Source organism: Citrobacter sp. Cpo071 (assembly GCF_030332765.1).
Classification (GTDB): domain Bacteria; phylum Pseudomonadota; class Gammaproteobacteria; order Enterobacterales; family Enterobacteriaceae; genus Citrobacter; species Citrobacter portucalensis.
In genome coordinates, this window is record NZ_JAOWHE010000077.1 from 74,266 (window position 1) to 98,457 (window position 24,192).

Sequence of the window (24,192 nt, forward strand, 5' to 3'; positions counted from 1 at the left end):
GTCCGCCTGAGCAAAGTCACGGTACAATCCTTCCTATATCGATATCCCTCTCCACGGTGGAGAGGGCCACCAACAGCCAGGCCCTTTCATGACAACCGACATGCGTTCACTCTACAGCCAGCTTCCTGCTATCGATCGTTTATTGCGCGATAGCGCCTTCCCAGCCCTACGTGAATCTCACGGCCATACCCGGGTGGTTGACCTGCTGCGTCACATGCTCGATGAAGCCAGAGAAGCTATTCGCGACACGCACGCGCTCCCGGCATGGTGTGAGGACTGGGCACAAGAAGCCAGCGCCCGGCTGGAACGAGAATCGCAAAGTGCGCTACGCCCGGTGATTAACCTGACCGGAACGGTGCTGCATACCAACCTTGGGCGCGCGTCGCAGGCCGAAGAAGCAATTGAAGCGGTGGTACAGGCGATGCGCACGCCGGTGACGCTGGAATACAGTCTGGATGATGCCGGGCGGGGACATCGGGATCGGGCCCTGGCGGATTTACTCTGCCGTCTGACGGGGGCGGAAGACGCCTGTATCGTCAATAACAATGCGGCAGCTGTTCTACTGATGCTGGCCGCCACGGCGAACGGCAAAGAGGTGGTTGTTTCTCGCGGCGAGCTGGTGGAAATTGGCGGCGCGTTTCGTATTCCGGACGTCATGTGTCAGGCCGGATGCATTCTACGCGAGGTGGGGACCACCAACCGGACCCATGCGAAAGATTACCGCCAGGCAGTGAATGAAAACACCGGTCTGCTGATGAAAGTGCATACCAGTAATTACAGCATTGAAGGCTTCACAAAGTCGGTGGATGAGGCGGAGCTGGCCGTAATTGGCCAGGAGCTGGATATACCGGTGGTGGCGGATCTGGGCAGTGGTTCGCTGGTCGATCTCAGCCAGTATGGTTTGCCGCAGGAGCCGATGCCGCAGCAACTGATTGCCGCTGGCGTCAGTCTGGTGAGTTTCTCCGGCGATAAACTGCTGGGCGGGCCGCAGGCTGGGATAATTGTCGGTAAAAAAGAGATGATCGCTCGTTTGCAGAGCCATCCGCTGAAACGCGCATTACGGGCAGATAAAATGACACTGGCTGCGCTGGAAGCGACGCTACGGCTCTATCTGCACCCGGAAGCACTGGCGGAGAAGTTGCCGACGTTGCGCCAGCTCACCCGCTCACAAGAAGCGATCCACGCGCAGGCACAGCAATTACAGGCACAGCTTGCAGAGCATTACGGCGATGAGTTCGCCCTGAATGTGATGCCTTGCCTGTCGCAGATTGGCAGCGGCTCACTACCTGTTGATAGGCTGCCCAGCGCGGCGCTAACCTTTACCCCACATGATGGGCGCGGGAGCCGCCTCGAAGCGTTGGCAGCCCGTTGGCGTACGCTGCCCGTACCGGTTATTGGGCGAATTTATGATGGCCGCTTATGGCTGGATCTGCGCTGCCTTGAAGACGAGACCCGGTTTATGGAGATGATGCTGAAATGATTATTGCAACCGCCGGACACGTTGACCACGGAAAAACAACGTTATTACAGGCGATTACCGGTGTGAATGCCGACCGTCTGCCGGAAGAAAAAAAGCGCGGCATGACCATCGATCTCGGCTATGCCTACTGGCCGCAGCCGGATGGGCGGGTGCTGGGGTTTATCGACGTTCCTGGACACGAAAAGTTTTTGTCCAACATGTTGGCGGGGGTCGGCGGCATCGATCATGCGTTGCTGGTGGTGGCGTGTGATGATGGCGTAATGGCGCAAACCCGTGAGCATTTGCAAATTCTGCAGCTGACGGGCAATCCGCAGATCACCGTGGCACTCACGAAAGCCGACCGCGTAGACGAAGCAAGAATTGAAGAGGTGCGTGCGGAGATTCAGGCCACGCTGGGGAATTATGGTTTCGCGGAGTCGGTGCTTTTTGTCACTGCGGCCAGTGAAGGCCGTGGCATCGAGGAACTGCGTGACCATTTGTTGCAATTAACGTCGCGCGAGCATGCCCGCGATCACAGCTTCCGCCTGGCGATTGACCGCGCCTTTACGGTCAAAGGCGCAGGACTGGTGGTAACCGGGACGGCGCTCAGCGGTGAAGTGAATGTCGGTGACACGCTGTGGCTCACGGGCGTCAACAAACCGATGCGCGTACGTAGCTTGCATGCACAAAACCAGGCCACCGACCGCGCGCAAGCGGGACAACGTATTGCGCTGAATATTGCCGGTGATGCGCAAAAAGAAGAACTAAACCGCGGCGACTGGCTGCTTTCCGATGCGCCGCCAGAGGCTTTTACCCGCGTGATTGTTTCTTTAGAACATGCCGCGCCGCTGATGCAGTGGCAACCGTTGCATATTCACCACGCGGCCAGCCATGTCACCGGGCGCATCTCTCTGCTTGAAGGAACGCTGGCGGAACTGGTGTTTGATACACCACTCTGGCTTGCTGATAACGACCGTCTGGTGCTGCGTGATATTTCTGCCCGGACAACGCTGGCAGGTGCACGTGTTGTGACGCTTAATCCGCCGCGACGCGGAAAGCGTAAGCCGGAATATTTACAGTGGCTGTCGGCGCTGGAAAACGCGGAGACTGACGGTGACGCTCTGGCGCTGCACCTGGCGCGTGGGGCGGTGAATATTCCTGACTTTGCCTGGGCGCGTCAGCTCAATGGCAATGGTATGCGTCCGTTGATTGAGCAACATGGATTTATTCAGGCGGGATACAGCCTGTTGAATGCCCCCGTTGCCGCGCGCTGGCAGCGGAAAGTTCTCGATACGCTGGCGACCTACCATGAGCAGCACCGTGATGAACCAGGACCCGGGCGCGAGCGCCTGCGCCGTATGGCTTTGCCGATGGAAGACGAAGCGCTGGTATTGCTGCTAATTGAAAAGATGCGCGAGAGTGGCGCGATCCATAGCCATCATGGCTGGTTGCATTTGCCGGAACATAAGGCGGGTTTCAGCGATGAGCAGTTGGCAATCTGGCAAAAAGTAGAACCACTTTTTGGCGATGAGCCGTGGTGGGTGCGCGATTTGGCAAAACAAACGGGAACGGATGAGCAGATGATGCGTGTGGCGTTACGACAAGCGGCACAGCAAGGCATCATTACCGCGATCGTGAAAGATCGTTATTACCGTAACGATCGGATTGTGGCCTTTGCCAATATGATCCGCGAACTGGATCAGGAAAGGGGATCGACATGTGCCGCCGATTTTCGCGACAGGCTTAACGTTGGGCGCAAATTGGCTATCCAAATTCTGGAATATTTTGACCGCATTGGTTTTACTCGCCGTCGGGGAAATGATCATTTATTACGCGATGCCTTGCTGTTCCCTGAAAAATAATGAAACAATTAATTCATGGATTAAATGAATTAATACAAAATAGATGTTGATTGAAATAAGCACATTAGATTATGAACCTAATGTGCTTTTTAATTGTAAGTGTTATTAAAATAACAACCACGATCATATTTTGTTGGAAATTTCACTCGTATGCTTCCTACCTCTTTAGAGTAATTAAGGATCGTACAATGGCTGCTTCAACATTTTTTATTCCTTCCGTGAATGTAATCGGCGCTGACGCATTAAAAGACGCAATGAATACAATGGCGGAATATGGTTTTCGCCGTACGCTGATTGTTACGGATGCCATGCTGACGAAATTAGGTATGGCTGGCGATATTCAAAAAGTGCTACAGGAACATGATATTTCCAGCGTAATTTACGATGGTACGCATCCTAACCCCACGACCAGTAATGTTGCTGCTGGCCTGAAAATGCTGAAAGAAAATGACTGTGATAGCGTTATTTCTCTCGGCGGCGGCTCTCCTCACGATTGTGCGAAGGGCATTGCGCTGGTGGCGGCTAATGGTGGCGATATTCGTGACTACGAAGGTGTAGACCGCTCTGCAAAACCGCAGCTGCCGATGATCGCCATCAACACCACGGCGGGTACGGCATCTGAAATGACCCGCTTCTGCATCATCACTGATGAAGTACGCCACATTAAAATGGCGATTGTGGATAAGCATGTTACACCGCTGCTGTCCGTCAATGACTCCTCGCTGATGGCCGGTATGCCGAAGTCTCTGACGGCGGCTACAGGTATGGATGCGCTGACTCACGCTATCGAAGCCTATGTTTCTATTGCTGCGACCCCCATTACCGATGCGTGCGCGCTTAAAGCGGTCGCCATGATTGCGGAAAACCTGCCGGTCGCCGTGGAAGAGGGCGGCAATGCTCAGGCGCGCGAAGCCATGGCCTATGCGCAGTTCCTTGCAGGTATGGCATTTAACAATGCCTCTCTTGGCTACGTGCATGCGATGGCGCACCAGCTGGGTGGCTTCTACGATCTGCCACACGGAGTATGTAATGCCGTACTGCTGCCGCACGTACAGGTATTTAATAGCAAAGTTGCTGCCGCCCGTCTGCGCGATTGCGCCTCGGCAATGGGTGTGAACGTTGCTGGTCTGAGCGAAGATCAAGGGGCAGAAGCCTGCATCGCGGCGATCCGTGAACTGGCGCAGAAAGTGAATATTCCGGCTGGGCTGCGTGAGCTGAACGTGAAAGAAGAAGATTTTGCCGTTCTGGCGACTAATGCCCTGAAAGATGCCTGTGGTTTCACTAACCCGATTCAGGCGACACATGAAGAAATCATAGCGATTTATCGTGCTGCCATGTAATTCGTGATACCTGTCGTAAAGCAGTAAAAGGCTGGCGAATAATTCGCCAGTCCCGTCTACCCTTGTAGTACCCCTACAGCAAGGAGACGGTCATGACCAATAACCCCCCTTCAACGCGTATTTATCCCGGCGAGTATGGTTACCCTCTGAAGTTAAAAGCCCGATACGATAACTTTATCGGCGGTGACTGGATCGCACCGGTGGACGGTGAGTATTACCAAAACCTGACGCCGGTAACCGGGCAATTACTGTGCGAAGTGGCCTCTTCCGGCAAAAAGGACATCGATTTGGCACTGGATGCCGCGCACAAAGCAAAAGACAAATGGGCGCAGACTTCCGTGCAGGACAGGGCGGCGATTTTGTTCAAAATTGCCGATCGTATGGAGCAAAATCTGGAGCTGCTGGCGACGGCTGAAACCTGGGATAACGGTAAACCCATCCGTGAAACCAGCGCGGCAGATGTGCCGCTGGCGATTGACCATTTCCGCTATTTCGCGTCCTGTATTCGTGCACAGGAAGGGGGAATAAGCGAAGTTGATAGCGATACCGTGGCGTATCACTTCCATGAACCTCTTGGCGTGGTGGGGCAAATTATCCCGTGGAACTTCCCGCTGTTGATGGCCAGTTGGAAGATGGCGCCCGCCCTGGCTGCCGGTAACTGTGTCGTGCTTAAACCTGCGCGCCTGACGCCGCTGTCCGTGTTGTTGCTGATGGAAGTTGTCGGCGATCTGCTCCCGCCAGGCGTGGTGAACGTGGTAAACGGCGCGGGAGGGGAAATCGGTGAGTATCTGGCGACGTCAAAACGCATTGCAAAAGTGGCGTTTACCGGCTCAACGGAAGTTGGGCAGCAGATCATGCAGTACGCCACGCAGAACATTATCCCTGTCACGCTGGAGCTGGGCGGGAAATCCCCCAATATCTTCTTCGCGGACGTGATGGATGAAGAAGATGCGTTCTTTGACAAAGCGCTGGAAGGTTTTGCATTGTTTGCCTTCAACCAGGGCGAAGTATGTACCTGCCCGAGTCGGGCGCTGGTACAAGAATCCATTTACGAACGTTTTATGGAAAGAGCCATTCGTCGGGTGGAAAGTATCCGTAGCGGCAACCCGTTAGACAGCGTGACGCAAATGGGCGCGCAGGTGTCGCATGGTCAACTGGAAACCATTCTGAATTACATCGACATTGGTAAAAAAGAAGGGGCAGATGTTCTCACCGGCGGGCGGCGCAAGCAGCTGGATGGCGAGTTAAAAGAGGGGTACTACCTCGAACCGACTATTCTGTTTGGTAAGAACAACATGCGGGTTTTCCAGGAGGAGATCTTCGGACCGGTGCTGGCCGTCACGACCTTCAAAACTATGGAGGAAGCGCTGGAAATCGCTAATGACACCCAATATGGGCTTGGCGCTGGCGTCTGGAGTCGTAACGGAAATCTGGCTTACAAAATGGGGCGTGGGATTCAGGCGGGACGAGTTTGGACCAACTGTTACCATGCTTACCCGGCACATGCGGCGTTCGGCGGCTACAAGCAGTCGGGTATCGGGCGCGAGACGCATAAGATGATGCTTGAGCATTATCAGCAAACCAAATGCCTGTTAGTGAGCTACTCTGATAAACCACTGGGGCTGTTTTAATTTCACGTCACCTACTGCCCGGTCGCGTTTAGCGTACCGGGCATCAAGTTATGTCCTCAGGTAAGTGGCTGGGGTGAACGAACGCAGCCAACAAAGAAGCAGCTCGAAAGACGACGGGTATATATAAACCCATATATCGTTATATAAATAAGATAATTGCATCCAATCTGGTCATTCCAATACTATTATCAACTCTATTGTTTAAATCAAATTGCATCCGAATTCCTTAATTTAAATCCCTGAGGCAAATATGTTCCTTAATTATTTTGCATTAGGAGTGCTTATTTTTGTATTCCTGGTCATTTTTTACGGGATTATTATTCTGCATGATATTCCCTATCTAATTGCAAAGAAACGTAACCATCCTCATGCCGACGCAATACATGTTGCGGGGTGGGTTAGTTTGTTTACCTTACATGTTATTTGGCCCTTTTTATGGATCTGGGCAACGCTTTATCGCCCGGAACGCGGGTGGGGCATGCAGAGCGCGGATTCTTCCCTGAGCCAGCTTCAGGCAAGGGTTGCGGATCTGGAAAAGAAACTGGGTGAGGCCAAGACCTCTCCGGCGGAGTAATATCGATGGATTTACTGATTGTTCTGACCTATGTGGCGTGTGCATGGTCAATATTTAAAATTTTTAAAATTCCTGTAAATAAATGGACAGTTCCTACCGCGGCATTAGGCGGTATATTCATTGTTTGCGGACTTATATTACTGATGAATTATAACCATCCGTATACATTTAAGGCACAAAAAGCGGTAATTTCTATTCCCGTGGTGCCGCAGGTAACGGGTGTAGTGACAGAAGTGACGGATAAGAAGAATACGCTAATCAAAAAAGGCGAGGTTCTGTTTAAGCTTAATCCAGGGCGTTATCAGGCGCGGGTCGATCGCCTGAAGGCTGATATTGTTACCGCACAGCATAAAGAGCAGGCTCTGGTTGCGCAGTTAGACGAAATGAAAGCCAACACGCAGCGGGCAAAGGCCACGCGTGACAAACTGGCAAAAGATTACCAGCGCTATGCGCAGGGGAGTCAGGCGAAGGTGAATCCTTTTTCTGAACGCGATATCGACGCGGCGCGCCAAAACTACCTGGCGCAGGAAGCTTCGGTGAAATCCTCCGTTGCAGAACAACAGCAAATTCAGAGCCAGTTGGACAGCCTGGTACTGGGTGAGAATTCGCAAATTGCCAGCCTGAAAGCACAGCTAGCGGAAGCAGAGTTCAACCTGGACCAGACCGTGGTTCGCGCGCCCAGCGATGGTTACGTCACTCAGGTGCTGATGCGCCCAGGAACCTATGCCGCCGCGCTGCCGATGCGCCCGGTCATGGTATTCATCCCGGATCAGAAACGACAAATTATCGCCCAGTTCCGTCAAAACTCGTTGTTGCGACTGGAGCCAGGCGATGAAGCGGAAGTGGTGTTTAATGCCCTGCCGGGTAAGGTGTTTAGCGGTAAACTGGCAGCTATTAGTCCGGCAGTACCGGGTGGTACATACCAGTCGAACGGGGCACTGCAATCTTTAAACTCTACGCCTGGTTCGGAAGGGGTAATCGCCACGATTGAGCTGAATGACAATGCGGATGTGAACGCATTACCTGATGGGATCTACGCCCAGGTCGCCGTTTACTCTGACCACTTCGAACATGTGTCGGTCATGCGCAAGGTGTTGCTGCGGATGACCAGTTGGGTGCATTACCTGTACCTCGACCACTAGCGCAGGCTATTTCGCTTACTCAGGCTGTCGTATCGCCTGAGCAAGTTGCTGACGTATCTCCGCGAGCATTGCATCGAGAATATACTGCACTCGCCAGGGCTGGTATTCACGCTTGCGGAAAATCGCCACTAAATCCAGCCACCATTCATGTTGTTCTGAGAAACACGGGACCAGCATCTCGGAACGACAATCTTTTTGCACACTTTCATTTGGCGCAAAAACAATCCCCAAATGGTTACGCGCCAGCGCCAGTGCAGATTGTGTATTGTCGCAGATGTAATTTCCCGTAACGCGATAGTCACGCATCTTTTTGTCTTCAGCGGAATTGAATCGCCAAATGTTGGCATCATCAATCATCATAGAATCAATTAGAATACAGGAGTGGTTGACTAATTCATCAGGACTGCTAATGGGATGCTTTGTGAGATATTCCTGGCTGGCAAAAGCAATAACCGCATATTTAGTGATAAAACTGGCGACCAGTGATTCATCTTTAGGATGAGCATAGGAAAGTAAAATATCACAATCGTCAGGAAAGTCGACGCCTTCATAAAATGCTTTGCGATCCAGGTTATAGGTTTTTAGCACCAGACTGATATCGCCAATATCCATAATTTTTGCAATAACATGTTGCGATAAGTAAGCAATAATTCCGGTTGGTGCATATACCGTTACTTTTCCACGTTTCTCGTGCTTATAATCAGCAATGAAATTATTTAACTGATCATTTCTGTCTAACATGTCATTGATGTAAGGAAGTAACGCTATACCAAACGGCGTGAGGGTCAGTTGTCGGGTGGTGCGGTCAAATACCTTTAGCCCAACTTTTGATTCAAAATCAGCAAGATACTTACTTACATTGGCCTGAGCAATGCCGAGAACAGTAGCGGCATGGCTGATATTTTCACTGGCAGCAATTACCGAAATAATCTTCAGTTCCCGGTGTTTAAGTTGTAATTTATTCATCGCCAAGCCCAATATATATAATTTTATATATATTACTATATAAATATGAACCTTGCACCGATGAAATTGTAAGCATTATTATGCACCCGCTTTGTAGCTTATTTTAAAATGGAATGTTGGCATGTTAATTAAACACAATATTGTGGCGCTGCTCGCCTTTTCTTTTATGGCGAGTGCAACTGCCGCAGAATTTTCTATTGGCGCTGGCGCTGTATATAATGAATCACCTTATCGCGGGTATAATGATAATGTTCACGCAGTACCGCTTGTCAGTTATGAAAGTGAATCATTTTATTTTAGGCAAACAACGCTAGGTTATATTTTGTCTAAGAGTGAAAGTAATGAATTTAGTATTACTGCCTCTTATATGCCGCTGGAGTTTGATCCCGGCGACAATGACGATCACGCGATGAAAACGCTGGATAAGCGTGACGCAACTGCAATGGCGGGTGCCGCGTGGTATCACCATGAAAGATGGGGTAGCGTGAAAGTCTCTGCTGCTGCGGATGTGCTGGACAACAGTAATGGCTGGGTAGGGGAAGTTTCACTGTTCCGTCCAATGCCGATGGGCAAGCTGACGCTGACGCCATCAATTGGCGTGCTCTACTATGACGAAAAATTCAATGAATACTACTACGGCATTTCGGGTAATGAGTCCCGTCGTAGTGGCTTATCAAGCTATTCCCCAGGCGATAGCTGGACACCGTATGTTGGCCTGTCCGCTAAATACGCATTAACCACTAACCTGACGCTGCTGGCAAGCGCCAACTATAGCGCACTGCCGGATGACATTAAAAATAGTCCGATGGTTGATCGTGATGACAGCTTCACCTTTATGTCCGGTCTGACCTGGCGTTTCTGATTCTCACCCGTTTGTCCTCAGGGAGGAGGGCAATCTTTTCATGAGACATTGACGGATGGGGGCTAACCGCCGCCATCCGCCTTATTATTACTGCTCGTTTATCCAGATACGCATTTCGCCTTCACCACGGTTCGCCCAGCTAAACCACGGAATAAACGTCAACGTATGCGCCTGGCGCGAAGCTGGGGAAACATCGTAGTGCCACAACGATTGTTGTGCTGCATCGGCAGTACTTTGCTTCACGCCTTCAGCCTGAATTAACATTTTATGGCTGAACAATCCCTTACCCTCGAATACTCTGAACTCACTCTCTTTTGGCAACCACAGGTTATGCAATTCCTCACCGTTATCGGCCTGCTCCAGGCAATACACCAGCGGTCCACGCTGAATGGCGACCTTACCGGCAACATGACGCACTAATGGATTTCCGTACACCCGACGCACCGGCATTGGCAGGGTCAGACTGAGCGTATCGCCTTCCTGCCAGGTTCGGCTGATGTGCAAATAGCCTTTACGAATATCCTGCTCAACTGGCTGACCATTCAGTAAAACCTGCGGTGCGGTGCACCAGTCTGGCAGGCGCAGGGCCAGGGTGTGATATATCGACTGCGGTGATTCAATGGCGATTTTCACCTGCTCATGCCATGGATAATCCCCGCTAATGCGCAGTTTGAGCGCGCCATCTGCCACGGGGACTTCCATGCTATTGCCCACATACATATTGATATACAGCGCGTCCTGACGTGGCGTGTAGATGTAATGGCCAATTGAGGTTAAGACGCGGGCGATATTGGGCGGACAGCAGGCGCAGCCGAACCAGCGTTGGCGAACGGGCTTCACGTGGTCGTAAATATGATTGAATTTTAATGACTTAGGGTGTACTTCCAGTGGGTTAACGTAGAAGAAGTGTTTACCGTCCAGCGCCATGCCGCCGAGAACGGTGTTATACAGGGCGCGCTCCATGACGTCGGCATACTGGCTGTCGGCCTCCATTTCCAGCATTCTGCGGGCGAACATCATCAGTCCGATTGAAGCGCAGCTTTCCGCGTACACGGAGTCGTTGGGCAGATCGTAATCGCTGCTAAACGCCTCGCCACTGCTTTGAGAGCCAATGCCGCCGGTAATGTACAACTGGCGCTGGGCCATATTTTTCCACAGACGCAGGCAATCCTGACGCTTGCCTTCGTCCTGGCTTAAACGTGCCAGGTGCGCCACGCCGGTCATCAGATATACAAAGCGCACCGCGTGACCGATAGCCGTTTGCTGTTCTGAAATGGGCTGATGTGCCTGGCTGTAGGGTTTATCTTTCACCATCCACGCCGGGCCGTAAGTGTGCCAGTAAGAGGTTTGCCCCCGCTTTTCGTACTCTTCGTCATAGAAATGGGGCTGAGCGCCGCGTTGTTCAACAAAGTAATTTACCAGCGCCATATAGCGTGGCTGCTGAGTCACTTCATATAAGCGCATTAAGGCCAGCTCGATTTCCGGGTGTCCGGGGTAGCCGCGTAACTGATTTTCACCAAGCCCAAACACGCTGTCGATATGATCCGCCAGGCGGCACACCACTTCTAACAGACGACGCTTACCCGTCGCCTGGAAGAATGCGACGCCCGCTTCAATTAAATGACCGGCGCAGTACAGTTCATGGCATTCGGCGAGGTTGGTCCAGCGTTCATCCGGAGCTTTTACCGTGAAGTAAGTATTGAGATAGCCGTCTGCACACTGTGCCGCAGCCACCAGTTCAATGACCTCATCAGCGGTTTTCTCAAGTTCCGCATCAGGTTTCTGGCACAGGGACCAGGCGACTGCCTCCAGCCATTTCGCTACGTCGCTATCCTGAAAAACCATGCCGTAAAATTCGCCATCCTGCAGTCCTGCGGCGATACGAAAGTTCTCTATCGCATGACTTGGTTCCGCCTCTGCAATGCGGTCATTCAGCGCATCCCACTGGTAGGGGATCACTACATCACGGACCAACTGTTGGTATTGTCCGAGGAACGGATCGCTGACGGTGAGCTTATGCAGGTCGACTTCCAGTACGTTCATTTCGTGCTCCTTAAGGCTGTACATGACGCTGACGCAGATCGGTGGCAATGCGCGACATCATCGGATTATTGAGTTTGCAGATGCGGATAGACAGCGCCAACAGCAGGTGGAACAGTGCGGGAAGTAGCGTCTCCATCGCGGTAATTCCTTGCAGCGAACTGGCGGTTTGGTTACCAGCGCCTGGCTGATAGGCGACAAAAATAAATAACAGGCTGATGATCCCCGCACTTGAGGCCCAGGCCAGCTTGATGAAAAACAGGTTGAAGGCGAAATTCATGCCGGAAGAACGCACGCCGGTTTTCCACTCGCCGTAATCGTCGGCAAAGGCCATCAGCGAGAAGTGCAGAGGCAGCGTAAAGCCCAGAATAATGCCGTTGCCGAGAATAACCGCCAGCCATAATGTTTGATAAGCCGGACCGGTCGGCAGGAACCACATCATCACTGCCAGGGCTGCCAGCACCAGGTTGGTGTAGTAATAGAGTTTGACGGTATCTATACGGCGGGTCAGCGGGCTGACAACCACTGAACCGATGATGGACGCAAAGGTCACCATGGTGAAAAACAGCGACGTGTAAGCGGTACTGCCTTCCAGCACGTAGGTAATGAAATACATGTACCCGCCGCCACGAATATTGAAGACGTTAATCAGCAGGAAAGACATCACCAGCATCAGCAGCAACTGGCCATTTTTGCGTAGCCCACCAATGTGTTCACGCAGGGTAAATTTCCCCATCATCGCCAGCGGTACACGCTCGCGAACCCAGAAGAAGCAGCACAGGAACATCACCACAGCGATGGCGCACAGGATGCCCACGCCGAACTGATAACCCTGCGCGGCATTGCCCTGACCCAGAATATCCACCATCCACGGCAGACCAACGGAGACAAGGAATCCCGCCACGCCGCACAGCACAAAGCGCCAGGACTGACAGGCGATCACCTCGTTATGGCGGGTCGTCATGGTGTTGATCAGCGCACAATACGGTACGTTGATGGCGGTATAGCCGACAGAGAGCAGTAGATAGGTGCCAAATGCCCAGGCTATTTTTACGCTCATGCTGGCGTCAGGGACGGTAAACGTGAGTACGCCAATGATGCCAATGGGAATTGCCACCCACAGCTGCCATGGGCGAAAACGCCCCCAGCGGCTTTGCGTGCGGTCGGCAAGTATGCCCATTATCGGATCGGAAATGGCATCAAATACACGCAGGGCAATAAACAATGTGCCGACCAGCGCGGGCGTTAACCCGAAGACATCGGTATAGAAAAATGTCAGGAAGTTCATGATCAGACAGGTAATTACCGTCCCGCCAGCATCGCCTAACCCATAACCTATTTTTTCACGCAGGGATAATTTGTCGTCCTGGGCACGCTGTGCCAAATCAGATGTCGTAATCGGAGCCGAAGTCATAAATAACTCCCGGAGAGGATGTTCAGAAAGTATCCCGCTACGTTGCGGGTTATTTGTTTGTAATTTGCAAAGTACGTTATTTATTCTGCACGAAATGTTTGGGTCAACAAGGGAAGAGAAAAGTATAAAAAGATGACAATTCCGACTTCATTATAAAAATGTGATTTCGATCCAGAGAAAAGCAAGTTTATCGTGAATAATCAATAATAAAGAGCAGTTTAAATAATGTAAAAAGCGGGAATTTGAATATATATGCTCGAATTATCCATGTCTCTTCCGATTAAAGTGCAAAATGGTGGGCTATTTATTTCCCGAGGTGTGGGAAGCCATCCGGCGCGGCAATTGCAATCCTGGGAAATCATCTTTGTCGAAAAAGGGACATTAACGATTCGCGAAGGCCAGACCGTTTTTTGCGTGAATGCTGGAGAAAGTTTGCTGTTATGGCCGCAGCGTTCGCATATTGGTGTGGGACAGTTTCCGGCTGATTTGAAATTTTACTGGCTACACTTTGAGGTGACAGCAGAAAACGATGCTTCACTTACAGAACCGTTGCTTGCGATTCCTCAGCATGCCCGGGTTAGCGAGCCACAATATATTATTTCGCTGTTTCGCCAGTTCTTACGCGAGCAGGAAAATATTCATCGCAGCGTTGCGCTGGAACTGATCCTACTGCTGATTTTGCAGCAAATCTCCGCGGCGGCTAGCGAGCAACCCGCAGATAGCCCCGGTAATGCGCTGGCATGGAAAGCGCAACAAATAATCCACACCCAGTTCCACCTACCGATTAGTGCTTCAACTCTGGCGAAAGAGCTGCATTGCAATGCAGATTATCTGGGGCGTGTATTCCGGAGCGCTTTCCGGCTGACGCTAACTGAAGCATTGCATCGCCAGCGGGTAAGGGCGGCAGAAAAGCTGTTGATCAGTGACTCGCTGTCGCTTACCGAAGTGGCGATTAAATGTGGATTTAATGATGTGGGTTACTTTCGTAAAATCTTTCGTAAGCATACCAGCCTGACGCCTGCGGCGTGGAAAAGGCGCTACTGCAAAGAGCATATTAATTCGGCGTAAATGAGGATCGCCGGGTGGCGCTATGCTTACCCGGCCTACAAAATTGCAGGCAATCCCCAAAGTCGTTCAGGCACCTGACAGTATTTAACCGTTTCCCCTGTCCGATCAAAGCGTCAGGGGCGGTCTCTCTGGCACTCTGTGGTTTTCACGCAGAGGGAGGGGGCAATGAACGCGTTTATTATGGCGGATGCGGCAAAATGTATTGGGTGTCGTACCTGCGAAGTTGCCTGCGTCGTCGCGCATCAGCAAAACCAGGACTGTGCTTCGGTCTCTTCTTCTGCGTTTATACCGCGGATTCGGGTCATCAAAGACGACGCCTTTACCACGGCGGTCGCCTGCCATCAATGCGAAGACGCTCCCTGTGCGAATGTTTGTCCAACTCACGCCATTCGTCGTGAACATGGGCATATCTTCGTTGAACAGGCACGTTGTATTGGTTGTAAAAGCTGTATGCTGGCCTGCCCGTTTGGGGCAATGAATGTCGTTGCCCGTTCGTCGCGGGTGCAGGCGATAAAATGCGATTTGTGCTGGCATCGCGAGGCGGGACCAGCGTGTGTCGAAGCCTGCCCGACCAGCGCGTTGCAGTGTGTTGATGCCGTCAGTATTCAGCGCCAGCGCCTGCGTTCACAGCCGCTGTGAAGTGAGCCCGACCCGCACCTGGGTCGGGTTTGCGTTAGCCTTCCAGCCAGGCGCGTTCGATCTCTTCCGCCAGAATCTTCACGCCAGCTTCGATTTTCTCCGGCTCTGGCACGTAGTTCATCCGCATGCACTGATGGGTATGCGGCCAGGGTTTATCCAGCCCCGGGAAGAAGTAGTCACCAGGAACCATCAGTACGCCGCGCGCTTTCAGGCGCTGATACAACAGTTCTGTGGTGATCGGTAAATCTTTGAACCATAGCCACAGGAAAATCGCGCCTTCAGGTTTATGGATAAGGCAGCGATCTTCAGACAAGTAGCGGCGAATAATCGCAATCGTCTCCTGAACGCGCTGATAGTAAAACGGCTTGATAACCGTTTCGGACAGACGCAGCAGATCGTTACGTTTAATCATCTCGCACATCATCGCCGGTCCCATCCCGCCAGGTGCAAGGCTGATGATGCCGTTCATATTGGTAATCGCAGTGATGATTTTTTCATTCGCGATAATGATACCGCAGCGGGAACCTGGCAGACCCAGCTTGGAAAGGCTCATGCACAACACAATGTTGGGGTTCCACAGCGGGCGTGCTTCGCTAAAGATAATGCCAGGGAATGGTACGCCATAGGCGTTATCAATCACCAGCGGGATCCCATGCTGGTTGGCCAGCCGGTCCAGCTTCATCAGCTCGTCGTCGGTGATCACGTTGCCTGTCGGGTTAGTGGGGCGCGATACGCAGATCATCCCTGTCTCTTCACCGATGTGCAGGTGTTCAAAATCAACGTGATACTTAAACTGGCCTTCCGGTAGCAGCTCAATGTTCGGACGTGCTGAGACGAAGAGATCTTCTTCCAGCCCGGAATCTGCATAGCCAATGTATTCCGGCGCTAACGGGAATAACACTTTTTGCGTTGTTCCGTCAGCGCGGCGTCCGGCGAACAAATTGAATAAGTAGAAAAACGCGCTCTGACTGCCATTTGTCAGTGCAATATTTTGTGGCTCGATATCCCAACCCTGCTTCTCACGTAGCAGTTTCGCCAGTTCAGACAGTAGCTCGGTTTTCCCTTGCGGACCGTCATAATTGCAAAGCGCATCAGTGGCTTTGCCGTTTGCCAGCATATCTGTCAGCAGAGACTGGAAGTAATTTTGCATCTCTGGAATTTGCGCCGGATTACCACCGCCGAGCATGATGGCGCCTGGGGTGCGTAAACCGTCGTTGAGGTCCTCCATCAGGCGGGTGATGCCTGAATGGCGGGTAAATTTGTCGCCAAAAAGTGAGAATGTCATAGCAGGGGGTCTGTCGAACTGAGTAGTAAAGTGGCTAACCATAGCGCTACCTATGGCAGGGTGCAAATCAGGGGGAGCGGGCTGGATTGATGTTTTGTGCTACAGATGCTTGCCTGGCTGGTTTTTTATTTTGTGTTGGGTTTCCCGCTGTATGCACAGCGGGAAGCCTGTTGGGATCAGGGCTGACCGGCCCACACCACCATCACCTTATCGTCGCCATGCTCGCGGATAAATCCGTATCCCTGCTTCAATGTCAGCGTGGTCTGTTTACCAGCACCGATGGCGGGATGTCTGGCCCGGAACTGACTGATGCGCTGCCAGTGAGTGACGCTGGCGGCAGATTTCCCGGCCACATCCGGCCAGTTCATTTCTGAGCGCGTACCCTGCAATGGGTCTGAACCTGTTGGTCCAAAGGGCCGGGCCGATTCGTCGCCGTAAAAGAGTTGTACCGCGCCTGGCGCCAGCAGCAATAGCTCGGCGGCTTTGTCTCCACCTTCGCGGAACAGGCGCGTATCGTGCGAGGAAAGATAGCTCAGGACGTTGAAATCCTGTAGTTTTTCAGCCATTTGTTGCCAGGTGACATCCATATTTGCCAGACAATCGACGGCCTTTGCCGCCTGCTCCTGATAGTCGAAATTGATCATCGCATCAAAGCCGTGACGGTAATAGTCGCTTTGCATCACGCCGTGACCCCAGGCCTCGCCGGTCATCCAGAAAGGTTTGTCATCCAGCGCTTTATCCGGGTTCGCTTTCTTCCATTCAACCAGCGCCGCGCTGGCCTGTGTTTTTAACTGCTGCCAGGCGGGAAGTTCGACGTGTTTGGCGGTATCGACCCGAAACCCGTCAATCCCGTAATCACGCACCCACTGGCTGAGCCAGTGGGTCAGATAATCTCGGGGCGTGTAACCAGCAATAGCTTTAGCGTGCGTATCTGGTTTGTGTAGATAAAAGTTTGGCAGCCCGGAAGGCGTGGTGGATTCGGTTTTCAGATCGGGCAGGAAAGCCAGCGACATGGTCAGGTCGTCAAAACCCGGATTGTCGTAATCACCAATATCGGTGCGGATCCAGTTTTTCCCCCACCATTTTTCCCAGCCTGCTTTATCGCTGAAGTTGATGTAATCATTAAAGCTGTGCCAGCTTTGCCCGGCGGCTGGCTTCCATTCCGTCCAGCGTTCACCGAGCGTGTTTTTCAGTTCATCGCCCGACAAGTACAATGCCCCAAAATGATACTCCTGCATATCCGCCAGCGTGGCGTAGCCGGTATGATTCATGACGACATCAAACAGGATGCGAATGCCGCGCTGGTGCGCGCCGTCAACCAGCGCACGCAGGTCAGCTTCATTACCCATATTCGCGTCGAGCGTGGTCCAGTCCTGAGTGTAATAGCCATGGTAAGCATAATGGGGGAAATCGCCTTTGGTGCCACCGCCGACCCAGCCGTGAATTTGCTCAAACGGTGCGCTGATCCACAGGGCGTTGATGCCTAACTGTTGTAGATAGTCGAGTTTGCTGGCCAGACCGCGCAAATCGCCCCCGTGGAAAGTACCAATTTCCTGCATGCCGTCGTTGCGACGCCCGTAGCTGTGGTCGTTGCTTGGGTCACCATTTACAAAGCGATCCGTCAGGACGAAATACACCGTAGCGTTATGCCAGTCGAAAGCGGCCGGGGCATCGGTTTCCGCCCGTTCCAGCAGCAACAGTCCGTTACTGGCTGCGGCAGGCTGTAGGGTAATCGACCCATTTTTTACCGTTGCCGTTTGCTGGCTGTAGAAATCACGCACCACGGCACCTTCCGGAAAGGTCTGGCTCACATCCAGTGTTAACGGCGAACCATCCCATTTCGGGCACTGGCGAATCTGGGTCGTGACAGGGTCTGCGGCGCTTTTTACCGAGAGCATCAACGTTGGCGTTCCGGAGCGGGTATCCACTTCCAGCGTGTAATCGCCGTCTTTGAATAAGCGCCACTGCGGTGGGGCGCCTTCACACGGTTTTAGCGACAGCATCTGGTTGAGTTTTATCGCATCAGCAGGCTGCCAGCACTGTTGGTCAAAATTTAGGATTAAAGGACGCGTACCCTTCGTCAACGCTGCATGGCTGACGAATTTACCCGTACCTTCCGCTTCGAAGGTGGGGAGTCCCTGAGAAGTCCATGATGAGGCGATGGCAATGCCGGGCATGAGCGCCAGCGCAACGGCGGCAAGTTTCATAATGCTGTCCTTGGTGCTGCGATTTTCGCCAGTTTGCCAGTGAAATCAGGCCGGAAACTCCTCCTTTGAGTCGATTCCGCCAGGAGGAGAAGTGAGGGTGAGCGATCGCGCGCAAAAAATGAACTTATTTTGCGATAACCTCCACATTTTCTTCGAATTAATAGCACCCTGAACCGTTAATGCGTGACATGGTTTCAGAATTGGACTATTCCTTTGGGTGCTCTTGACGGCTATTTTTGATATGATTTGAGATTCATCTCTCATTTTTGTGAAAAATATAAGGTGTTGGAATGTATAAATCCGACCAGGAGACCTAATGATATTGACTCCCATTCGACGATATGGGGCAATGATTCTTATGTTACTCACCGTTGCATTTTCGGGTGAGGTGCTGGCAAAGACACACACGGCGACAACGAGTCACAAGCCCCAGGTAATCAAGACAAGTAATACACAGGTAAGCAGTAAACAAGAGTATTCTCGCAATAGTGCAAAGAGTAGTTCACTTCCTGATTTGCGAAAATACCCTTCCGGAACACCAAGGAAAAAAGCGTTTCTCCGGACGGTTATGCCTTATATTACCAGTCAAAATGCTGCCATTACGGCGGACCGTAACTGGCTGATTTCAAAACAGTACCAGAACCGCTGGTCACCGACTGAGCGTACGCGTATGAAAGACATCGCGAAGCGCTACAAGGTGAGCTGGTCTGGCAACACGCGTAAAATCCCATGGAATACGCTGCTTGAGCGCGTAGACATTATCCCGACCAGTATGGTGGCAACCATGGCTGCGGCTGAAAGTGGCTGGGGTACGTCGAAGCTGGCGCGTAGCAACAACAACCTGTTTGGCATGAAATGTGGCAAAGGTCGTTGTAATAATGCCCCGGGTAAGGTGAAAGGCTACTCACAGTTTGAATCGGTGAAAGAGTCGGTGAATGCTTACGTCATCAACCTGAACACGCATCCGGCTTACTCTTCATTCCGTAAGTCACGTGCGCAACTGCGTAAAGCCGATCAGGAAGTCACCGCTACCGCGATGATTCATAAGCTGAAGGGTTATTCCACTAAAGGACAGAGCTACAACAACTATCTGTTCGCAATGTATCAGGATAACCAGCGTTTAATCGCCGCGCATATGTAATTCTGTGTGCCGGATGGCGGCTTTGCCGCATCCGGCAATAATCCTCACAGCAACACTTCGCTGTTCACATCGCGATACTCTTTTGGCGTCGTGTCATACTCTTTCTTAAAGACCGAATAAAAGTATTGCAGAGACGGATAGCCGCACATCTGTGAGATTTCGTTGATTGAAAGCGTGGTAGATATCAACAGGCTGCGCGCTTTTTCCAGCTTTTCGGCATGAATCACGGCGTGGATAGTCTCTCCGACCTCTTCTTTAAAACGCTTCTCCAGATTCGAACGAGAAATCCCCACTGAATCCAGCACTTGTTCAACCTTAATACCTTTACAGGCATGGTTGCGGATAAAGTGCATCGCCTGAATCACCGCCGGATCGGTTAATGAACGGTAGTCGGTTGAGCGGCGTTCAATGACGCGCACCGGAGGAACCAGTGTACGTTGCAGCGGCAGCTCTTCATTTGCCAGTAAACGATGTAAGAGCTTAGCGGCCTGATACCCCATCTGCCTGGCTCCCTGAGCCACGGATGAAAGCGCCACCCGCGACAGATAGCGGGTCAGTTCTTCGTTGTCGATCCCAATCACACACAGCTTTTCCGGAACCGGAATATGCAGGTGTTCGCAAACTTGCAGGACGTGTCGTGCTCGTGCATCGGTAACGGCGATAATACCGGTTTGCGGCGGTAGTGTTTGTAGCCAGTCCGCCAGACGATTTTGCGCGTGCTGCCAGTTTTCCGGTGCGGTTTCCAGCCCCTGATAGACAACGCCGCGGTACTTCTCTTTGGCAACCAGCTGGCAAAACGCATATTCACGTTCCGCGGCCCAGCGTTTGCCGCTTGACGATGGCAGACCATAGAATGCAAAGCGGTTAACCCCTTTTTCCTTCAGGTGCAGGAAAGCGCTTTCTACCAACGCATGGTTGTCGGTGGCGATGTAATGTACCGGTGGATAATCTTGCTCCAGATGGTAGGAGCCTCCAACGCCGATGATGGGAACTTCAACATCGGCAAGTAATTGCGCAATATCATCATCGTCATAATCAGCAATAACGCCGTCGCCTAACCAGTCTTTAATATTATCGATACGGGCGCGGAAATCTTCCTCAATGAATATATCCCACTCGGATTGCGATGCCTGTAAATATTCACCCACACCTTCTACCACCTGGCGGTCGTAGGCTTTATTGGCATTAAATAGCAGAGTGATGCGGTGACGTTTATCAAACATAAGAACCTGTCCTGGAAAGGTTAACGTGGGCCTGTCGATACTAGCAAAATCGCAGGTACGACTGCTTGATGAAGCGTGACAAAATTCCTGATTGCCTGAGGCTACGCAAAATTTACATACTGGTCGCGGGATGACAATTGTCATTTTTTATCTGCGCATTACGGTTTTTTGTTTAATGACTAACCTTCGATCGCGATCGCTTTTTTATTTCTTTATTTAGCGCGTTTTTTTGGGAGCCAGCGCACGTTTGGGTATTCTCTTAATGGCGGTGTGAAATAACGTAATTGAGCAATAAATCAGGAAATTCCAGTATAGCCATATCGCAGTTTACTTGCCGTATTACCTGATTATGGAGCTTATTATGCCGGCTTATTTTGACCAACTCGATCGTGTTCGTTTCGAAGGCACTCAATCCACCAACCCGCTCGCATTTCGCCATTACAACCCTGACGAAATCGTATTGGGCAAGCGCATGGAAGATCATCTGCGTTTTGCGGCCTGCTACTGGCATACCTTCTGCTGGAACGGGGCGGATATGTTCGGTATGGGCGCTTTCGATCGTCCATGGCAGCAGCCTGGTGAAGCTCTGGCGCTGGCGAAACGCAAAGCGGATGTGGCATTTGAGTTTTTCCACAAGCTGAACGTGCCTTACTACTGCTTCCATGACGTGGATGTTTCGCCGGAAGGCGCGTCTTTGAAAGAGTACAAAAACAACTTTGCGCAGATGGTTGATGTGCTGGCGGCAAAACAGGAACAGAGCGGCGTGAAGCTGCTGTGGGGTACAGCAAACTGCTTCACTAACCCACGCTACGGTGCGGGTGCGGCCACAAACCCAGATCCAGAAGTGTTCAGCTGGGCCGCCACGCAGGTGGTTACGGCCATGGATGCCACGCACAAGTTAGGTGGAGAAAACTACGTTCTGTGGGGCGGCCGTGAAGGTTATGAAACACTGCTGAATACCGATCTGCGTCAGGAACGTGAGCAGATTGGTCGTTTCATGCAATTAGTCGTGGAACACAAACACAAAACCGGTTTCCAGGGCACTTTGCTTATCGAGCCGAAACCGCAGGAACCGACCAAGCACCAGTACGACTACGATGCGGCGACCGTGTACGGATTCCTCAAGCAGTTCGGTCTGGAAAAAGAGATCAAACTGAATATCGAAGCCAACCACGCTACGCTTGCAGGCCATTCGTTCCATCACGAAATCGCCACTGCTATCGCGCTGGGTCTGTTTGGCTCTGTCGATGCCAACCGCGGCGACGCACAGTTGGGCTGGGACACCGACCAGTTCCCGAACAGCGTAGAAGAGAATGCGCTGGTGATGTACGAAATCCTGAAAGCGGGCGGCTTCACTACCGGCGGCCTGAACTTTGATGCCAAAGTACGTCGTCAGAGCACCGATAAATACGATCTGTTCTATGGTCATATTGGCGCGATGGATACCATGGCGCTGTCGCTGAAAATTGCGGCCCGTATGATTGAAGACGGTGGCCTGGATCAGCGTGTGGCTAAACGTTATGCCGGTTGGAATGGTGAGCTGGGCCAGCAAATTCTGAAAGGCCAGATGACGCTGACAGAAATTGCGCAGTACGCTGAACAACACAACCTGGCGCCAGTGCACCAGAGCGGTCATCAGGAATTGCTGGAAAATCTGGTAAACCATTATTTGTTCGACAAATAACGGGTCTCTGAGAACGTCCGTAAGCCCGGTCAGCTAGCGCTACCGGGCCTTTCTTTAAGGAACGATGCCTTATGTATATCGGGATAGATCTTGGCACATCAGGCGTAAAGGCCATTCTGCTCAATGAGCAGGGCGATGTGGTGGCTTCACAAACGGAGAAACTCACCGTCTCGCGCCCGCACCCGTTATGGTCAGAACAAGACCCTGAGCAGTGGTGGCTGGCAACGGATCGGGCGGTAAAAGCACTGGGTCAGCAGCATTCACTCCGCGAGGTGAAAGCGTTGGGGATTGCCGGGCAGATGCACGGCGCGACGCTACTGGATGAACAACAGAAGGTATTGCGTCCGGCTATCTTATGGAACGACGGTCGCTGTGCTGAAGAGTGCGAGATGCTGGAGAATCAGGTACCGCAGTCTCGTGCCATCACTGGCAACCTGATGATGCCTGGCTTTACCGCGCCAAAACTGCTGTGGGTGCAACGCCACGAGCCGGAGATTTTCAACCAGATTGATAAAGTCCTGCTGCCGAAAGATTACCTGCGTTTGCGCATGACCGGTGATTTTGCCAGCGATATGTCTGATGCGGCAGGGACAATGTGGCTGGATGTCGCGAAGCGTGACTGGAGCGATGTCATGCTGGCTGCCTGTAAACTGACTCGCGCACATATGCCTGCGCTCTATGAAGGCAGCGAGATTACCGGAACCTTATTGCCAGACGTCGCCAAAGCCTGGGGAATGCAGGAGGTTGCGGTTGTTGCCGGAGGCGGTGATAACGCGGCGGGCGCGGTTGGCGTAGGCATGATGAATGCCGGTCAGGCGATGCTTTCGCTGGGGACATCCGGCGTCTATTTTGCGGTGAGTGATGGTTTCCTTAGCAAACCGGAAAGTGCGGTTCACAGTTTTTGCCATGCTTTGCCTGAGCGATGGCATCTGATGTCTGTAATGTTAAGTGCGGCATCGTGTCTGGACTGGGCGGCAAAATTAACCGGACTGGCGAGCGTTCCTGCGTTGATTGACGCTGCGCAACAGGCGGATGAACACGCGGAGCCGGTCTGGTTTTTACCTTATTTGTCCGGCGAGCGTACGCCGCATAACAATCCGCAGGCCAAGGGCGTATTTTTCGGTCTGACGCATCAGCATGGTCCGGCAGAACTGGCGCAGGCGGTGCTGGAAGGTGTGGGGTTTGCGCTGGCTGATGGTATGGACGTGGTACATGCCTGTGGCGTTCAGCCCGCCAGCATTACGCTGATCGGCGGTGGGGCACGCAGTGAATACTGGCGTCAGATGCTATCTGACATCAGCGGATTGCAGCTGGATTACCGTACCGGCGGTGACGTTGGCCCTGCACTCGGCGCGGCGCGCCTGGCGCAAGTTGCCATGAATCCGCAAACGTCGTTATCAGAGTTACTGCCTCAGCTTACGCTGGAGCAGGCGCATTATCCTGACGCGGAGCGTCATGCTCGTTATCAACAGCGTCGAGAAACCTTCCGTCGTATCTATCAGCAATTACAACCGCTGATGTCCTGACCACTTTCCCCTCTGGCTAGCAGAGGGGAATTTGACGCATACATATATCCACAAAAATAATAAGTTACACGTATGGATGTATTCTGAAAGTCCTGCGTAGTCGCTTTTTTCTGTGTTGTCTTTAGCGGG

At 52.1% G+C, this 24,192-nt stretch carries 18 protein-coding genes; 12 read left to right on the forward strand and 6 right to left on the reverse strand.

Annotation, left to right across the window (positions count from 1 at the left end):
- Positions 1-88: 88 nt before the first annotated feature.
- The 6 genes from selA (at position 89) to OGY09_RS09245 (ending at position 8,008) form a co-directional block, all read left to right on the forward strand.
- A complete protein-coding gene (gene selA / locus OGY09_RS09220; RefSeq protein ID WP_032945347.1) occupies positions 89-1,480 on the forward strand; it encodes an L-seryl-tRNA(Sec) selenium transferase in 1,392 nt (463 codons plus the stop codon).
- On the forward strand, positions 1,477-3,321 hold the full coding sequence (gene selB / locus OGY09_RS09225; protein ID WP_032945345.1) for a selenocysteine-specific translation elongation factor: 1,845 nt from the start codon (positions 1,477-1,479) through the stop codon (positions 3,319-3,321). Before selA ends, selB begins: the two co-directional genes overlap by 4 nt.
- A gap of 188 nt (positions 3,322-3,509) precedes the next feature.
- Complete coding sequence (gene yiaY / locus OGY09_RS09230) at positions 3,510-4,661, forward strand: L-threonine dehydrogenase (protein ID WP_286590355.1); 1,152 nt, start codon at positions 3,510-3,512, stop codon at positions 4,659-4,661.
- 92 nt (positions 4,662-4,753) lie between these two features.
- Complete coding sequence (gene aldB / locus OGY09_RS09235; protein WP_008786449.1) at positions 4,754-6,292, forward strand: aldehyde dehydrogenase AldB; 1,539 nt, start codon at positions 4,754-4,756, stop codon at positions 6,290-6,292.
- A gap of 250 nt (positions 6,293-6,542) precedes the next feature.
- On the forward strand, positions 6,543-6,866 hold the full coding sequence (locus OGY09_RS09240; protein ID WP_032945342.1) for a DUF3302 domain-containing protein: 324 nt from the start codon (positions 6,543-6,545) through the stop codon (positions 6,864-6,866).
- Positions 6,867-6,871: 5 nt separating this feature from the next.
- Positions 6,872-8,008, forward strand: coding sequence for an HlyD family secretion protein (locus OGY09_RS09245; RefSeq protein WP_003827345.1), 1,137 nt, complete (start codon positions 6,872-6,874; stop codon positions 8,006-8,008).
- 15 nt (positions 8,009-8,023) lie between these two features.
- Here OGY09_RS09245 and OGY09_RS09250 read toward each other — a convergent pair whose 3' ends face one another.
- Positions 8,024-8,974, reverse strand: coding sequence for a LysR family transcriptional regulator (locus OGY09_RS09250; RefSeq protein ID WP_032945340.1), 951 nt, complete (start codon positions 8,972-8,974; stop codon positions 8,024-8,026).
- Positions 8,975-9,095: 121 nt separating this feature from the next.
- Between OGY09_RS09250 and OGY09_RS09255 the strand changes: the two genes are divergently transcribed.
- Positions 9,096-9,836 carry a MipA/OmpV family protein gene (locus OGY09_RS09255; protein WP_032945338.1) on the forward strand — a complete coding sequence of 247 codons (741 nt, stop codon included), beginning with the start codon at positions 9,096-9,098 and terminating at the stop codon, positions 9,834-9,836.
- 87 nt (positions 9,837-9,923) lie between these two features.
- Here OGY09_RS09255 and OGY09_RS09260 read toward each other — a convergent pair whose 3' ends face one another.
- Both OGY09_RS09260 and OGY09_RS09265 read right to left on the reverse strand, forming a co-directional pair.
- Complete coding sequence (locus OGY09_RS09260; protein WP_032945337.1) at positions 9,924-11,879, reverse strand: glycoside hydrolase family 127 protein; 1,956 nt, start codon at positions 11,877-11,879, stop codon at positions 9,924-9,926.
- A gap of 10 nt (positions 11,880-11,889) precedes the next feature.
- Positions 11,890-13,290 carry an MFS transporter gene (locus OGY09_RS09265; RefSeq protein WP_286590358.1) on the reverse strand — a complete coding sequence of 467 codons (1,401 nt, stop codon included), beginning with the start codon at positions 13,288-13,290 and terminating at the stop codon, positions 11,890-11,892.
- A gap of 252 nt (positions 13,291-13,542) precedes the next feature.
- Here OGY09_RS09265 and OGY09_RS09270 point away from each other — a divergent pair, with 252 nt between their 5' ends.
- The gene (locus OGY09_RS09270) at positions 13,543-14,358 is read left to right on the forward strand and encodes a helix-turn-helix domain-containing protein (protein WP_003827350.1); all 816 of its coding nucleotides are present in this window, start codon (positions 13,543-13,545) and stop codon (positions 14,356-14,358) included.
- Between the two features lie 165 nt (positions 14,359-14,523).
- Positions 14,524-14,997 carry a 4Fe-4S dicluster domain-containing protein gene (locus OGY09_RS09275; protein ID WP_008786443.1) on the forward strand — a complete coding sequence of 158 codons (474 nt, stop codon included), beginning with the start codon at positions 14,524-14,526 and terminating at the stop codon, positions 14,995-14,997.
- Between the two features lie 34 nt (positions 14,998-15,031).
- Here the strand turns inward: OGY09_RS09275 and avtA are convergent, their stop codons facing one another.
- Positions 15,032-16,282, reverse strand: coding sequence for a valine--pyruvate transaminase (gene avtA / locus OGY09_RS09280; RefSeq protein WP_003837697.1), 1,251 nt, complete (start codon positions 16,280-16,282; stop codon positions 15,032-15,034).
- A gap of 176 nt (positions 16,283-16,458) precedes the next feature.
- Positions 16,459-18,489 carry an alpha-amylase gene (gene malS / locus OGY09_RS09285; protein WP_032945335.1) on the reverse strand — a complete coding sequence of 677 codons (2,031 nt, stop codon included), beginning with the start codon at positions 18,487-18,489 and terminating at the stop codon, positions 16,459-16,461.
- Between the two features lie 316 nt (positions 18,490-18,805).
- On the opposite strand from malS, the gene OGY09_RS09290 reads away from it, so the two are divergent.
- Entirely contained in the window at positions 18,806-19,630 is an 825-nt protein-coding gene (locus tag OGY09_RS09290) for a protein bax (RefSeq protein WP_008786441.1), read from the forward strand.
- Positions 19,631-19,674: 44 nt separating this feature from the next.
- Here OGY09_RS09290 and xylR read toward each other — a convergent pair whose 3' ends face one another.
- A complete protein-coding gene (gene xylR / locus OGY09_RS09295) occupies positions 19,675-20,853 on the reverse strand; it encodes a D-xylose utilization transcriptional activator XylR (protein ID WP_003827365.1) in 1,179 nt (392 codons plus the stop codon).
- Between the two features lie 361 nt (positions 20,854-21,214).
- Between xylR and xylA the strand changes: the two genes are divergently transcribed.
- On the forward strand, positions 21,215-22,537 hold the full coding sequence (gene xylA, locus OGY09_RS09300) for a xylose isomerase (RefSeq protein WP_003024252.1): 1,323 nt from the start codon (positions 21,215-21,217) through the stop codon (positions 22,535-22,537).
- A gap of 71 nt (positions 22,538-22,608) precedes the next feature.
- Positions 22,609-24,063 (forward strand): xylulokinase, encoded by a 1,455-nt coding sequence (gene xylB, locus OGY09_RS09305; protein ID WP_032945333.1) that lies wholly within the window; start codon positions 22,609-22,611, stop codon positions 24,061-24,063.
- Positions 24,064-24,192: the final 129 nt, after the last annotated feature.

What these genes read in the sequence shown, in the direction of transcription:
- selA (WP_032945347.1), top strand. Translation starts at nt 89, where the DNA reads ATGACAACCGACATGCGTTCACTCTACAGCCAGCTTCCTGCTATCGAT.
- selB (WP_032945345.1), top strand. Translation starts at nt 1,477, where the DNA reads ATGATTATTGCAACCGCCGGACACGTTGACCACGGAAAAACAACGTTA.
- yiaY (WP_286590355.1), top strand. Translation starts at nt 3,510, where the DNA reads ATGGCTGCTTCAACATTTTTTATTCCTTCCGTGAATGTAATCGGCGCT.
- aldB (WP_008786449.1), top strand. Translation starts at nt 4,754, where the DNA reads ATGACCAATAACCCCCCTTCAACGCGTATTTATCCCGGCGAGTATGGT.
- OGY09_RS09240 (WP_032945342.1), top strand. Translation starts at nt 6,543, where the DNA reads ATGTTCCTTAATTATTTTGCATTAGGAGTGCTTATTTTTGTATTCCTG.
- OGY09_RS09245 (WP_003827345.1), top strand. Translation starts at nt 6,872, where the DNA reads ATGGATTTACTGATTGTTCTGACCTATGTGGCGTGTGCATGGTCAATA.
- OGY09_RS09250 (WP_032945340.1), bottom strand. Translation starts at nt 8,974, where the DNA reads ATGAATAAATTACAACTTAAACACCGGGAACTGAAGATTATTTCGGTA.
- OGY09_RS09255 (WP_032945338.1), top strand. Translation starts at nt 9,096, where the DNA reads ATGTTAATTAAACACAATATTGTGGCGCTGCTCGCCTTTTCTTTTATG.
- OGY09_RS09260 (WP_032945337.1), bottom strand. Translation starts at nt 11,879, where the DNA reads ATGAACGTACTGGAAGTCGACCTGCATAAGCTCACCGTCAGCGATCCG.
- OGY09_RS09265 (WP_286590358.1), bottom strand. Translation starts at nt 13,290, where the DNA reads ATGACTTCGGCTCCGATTACGACATCTGATTTGGCACAGCGTGCCCAG.
- OGY09_RS09270 (WP_003827350.1), top strand. Translation starts at nt 13,543, where the DNA reads ATGCTCGAATTATCCATGTCTCTTCCGATTAAAGTGCAAAATGGTGGG.
- OGY09_RS09275 (WP_008786443.1), top strand. Translation starts at nt 14,524, where the DNA reads ATGAACGCGTTTATTATGGCGGATGCGGCAAAATGTATTGGGTGTCGT.
- avtA (WP_003837697.1), bottom strand. Translation starts at nt 16,282, where the DNA reads ATGACATTCTCACTTTTTGGCGACAAATTTACCCGCCATTCAGGCATC.
- malS (WP_032945335.1), bottom strand. Translation starts at nt 18,489, where the DNA reads ATGAAACTTGCCGCCGTTGCGCTGGCGCTCATGCCCGGCATTGCCATC.
- OGY09_RS09290 (WP_008786441.1), top strand. Translation starts at nt 18,806, where the DNA reads ATGATATTGACTCCCATTCGACGATATGGGGCAATGATTCTTATGTTA.
- xylR (WP_003827365.1), bottom strand. Translation starts at nt 20,853, where the DNA reads ATGTTTGATAAACGTCACCGCATCACTCTGCTATTTAATGCCAATAAA.
- xylA (WP_003024252.1), top strand. Translation starts at nt 21,215, where the DNA reads ATGCCGGCTTATTTTGACCAACTCGATCGTGTTCGTTTCGAAGGCACT.
- xylB (WP_032945333.1), top strand. Translation starts at nt 22,609, where the DNA reads ATGTATATCGGGATAGATCTTGGCACATCAGGCGTAAAGGCCATTCTG.